This is a genomic window from Neobacillus drentensis, assembly GCF_036966985.1.
In the GTDB taxonomy this organism is placed as follows: Bacteria; Bacillota; Bacilli; order Bacillales; family Cytobacillaceae; genus Neobacillus; species Neobacillus drentensis_E.
Genome location: NZ_JBALSN010000565.1, coordinates 1 through 2145, shown reverse-complemented (window position 1 = coordinate 2145; position 2145 = coordinate 1). Strand labels below are relative to the sequence as shown.

At 33.3% G+C, this 2145-nt stretch carries 3 protein-coding genes; all 3 read left to right on the top strand.

Annotation, left to right across the window (positions count from 1 at the left end):
- Positions 1-172 precede the first annotated feature (172 nt).
- The 3 genes from V7659_RS27995 (at position 173) to V7659_RS27985 (ending at position 1967) form a co-directional block, all read left to right on the top strand.
- Positions 173-832 (top strand): hypothetical protein, encoded by a 660-nt coding sequence (locus tag V7659_RS27995; RefSeq protein ID WP_335543338.1) that lies wholly within the window; start codon positions 173-175, stop codon positions 830-832.
- Complete coding sequence (locus V7659_RS27990) at positions 829-978, top strand: hypothetical protein (protein ID WP_335543337.1); 150 nt, start codon at positions 829-831, stop codon at positions 976-978. Before V7659_RS27995 ends, V7659_RS27990 begins: the two co-directional genes overlap by 4 nt.
- Before the next feature lie 248 nt (positions 979-1226).
- Positions 1227-1967, top strand: a complete 741-nt coding sequence (locus V7659_RS27985) for a GntR family transcriptional regulator (RefSeq protein ID WP_335543336.1) — start codon at positions 1227-1229, stop codon at positions 1965-1967.
- The last annotated feature ends 178 nt before the right edge of the window (positions 1968-2145 follow it).

The following is a 2145-nucleotide window of genomic DNA, read 5'->3' as shown; positions in this document are numbered from 1 at the left end:
GCTTTAATCTTGTTGAACTAACGGAGAAGGATAGTGAAAAAGGGATTTTTCTAAATATAACCAATTTTGGGCTTTTTAATGTTAGACTTATGGTTGAAACGAAATATATTTGCTAAACAAACCGGTTGTTTAATTCTGTTCTGATTGATTTCCATAAGTGAGTGTGGTCGTATTGATAAAAGTTAAGAAATATCTTTATATTGCACTAATTCCTTTTTTTGCGTCTATGGCATTAAATTTCCCTTTCCCTGATGTAAACCCATATGGAGAGACAATTGTTTCAGTATTTGATATACCTGTTCAATCGGAAAATGGAATAAATTATGTAGGAATTACGTCGTTATTATTACTAATATTTAGCCTGTATTTTCTGATGAAATCATTAAAAAAATATCATGTTCGATTAGTTATTACTGCTATTATGATAGCAATTTTTACTCCTACTTTCGTAGCCAGTTCATTTCAAAAAACTTTTGCTACTGGTATTTACGCAATTTCATATGAATTAGATGATAGTAAATGTAGTTTTGATAAGACTAATGAGACAACCTTACATGGGGTGTGTGAACTTCCTTTTAAAAATTACAGCAAAAATGATGTTCAGTTTACCATTGAATTTTATAAACGATATTCCTTTGAAGACGAAATACCTATGGTATCTCTCATGAATAACACTGCTCCATATAGGGTCAAGTTAAGAGGAAATGGGACAAAGCGTGTAATAATTGAGACAAATATTGATATCTCTAAGATGGAAAGCCAAATTGATGATGGCGAAGCTACGGATGTTAATATTATCATTAAGTCGGGGAGAAGAAGCAGAAAATTATGATGCTCGCTGGGAAACTTATTAAGTTAACGGGTACTTATGTTAAAAACGAGATTGCTGCTGCGATCCCTTTTGTTATTCAACTAAAGAAGCAGGTTGAGGAGTGGTGTTTAACTTGTGATCAACAATCGGGTGCGTTTATGGAGTAACAAAAAAGCCTCATTTCTCAGCATTAAATTGAGAAATTAGGCTTTTAATATTGAAAATTCCTTAACGTTGTCAAATCCGCATTTTCCTGACGCTCCCCCTAATTGCATTGGCATAAGCATGATGAATTTTTGAAGGTTAATTTCGTTAGGAAAGTAAGGTACAATAGAACGAAGGAAACATTATGTGAATATCGATCAGAAATGGATCGCACATTTATGAATTAAGAAAACTATAGGTGTATAGAAAAATGAACAATAAACTTAATGAACTCAATAAAACGAAAAAACCGTTATTCGTCACGGTGTATGATCAATTGTATAAACTGATCATGGATGGAACGTTTCCACCTGATAGCCGGCTGCCAACAGAACCTGAATTGTCCAAAGTATTTGGTGTCAGCAGAATGACCTTGAGACATGCTTTGGCACTTTTGCACGAAGATGGATTGGTTAAGAAGGTCCATGGTAAAGGGAATTTTATTACTAAATTTCATCAAAATGAAAGTATTGATGGCTTGGAGAAATTGGGGAACCCCTTGTATAAATGCTATACGGAAAAAATCGAGGAGGTTGAACTCGATTTCCGGATTGACTTAGTAACGGATTATGTAAGACAAGTATTAAGACAAGAAATGACTGCAGTGGTAGCATTGGAACGCTGGTATAAAAGCAGCGATAAGGTTGTCGCCTATGCTTTAACCATGATGCCAATAGAAGCCGTATCCGAGTTAAATCTAGATTTGCAGAATGAGGTGCAATTATTGGAGATGTTAGAAGAGAATGTATACAAACTCGCTAATTCCGCTTCTATTGAAATCAAACGTTCCAACTCCGTCAATACTCCATCGCTAAAATATCAAATTTTTGGCGGAGAAGAATGTGATTTGATTTTAGAAAGTGTTTTTATTAGTGATAAATATCCTGTTGTTTATAATAAATACTATATCCCAACAGAGTTTAGTCAAATTAGGATAAATGCGTCTAAATAAATTTATAACGTAAAAAAGCAGTGTGTTTCCTACGAAAACACACTGCTTTTTTGCTACAAAAAAAACAAATTTTCAAAAAAAGATGGGTTGTCGATATATAAAAGGTATGATATCCTTTTCATTGTTAAGATATATACAAATATTTATACAACTATACAACGTTGTATAGTTGTATACA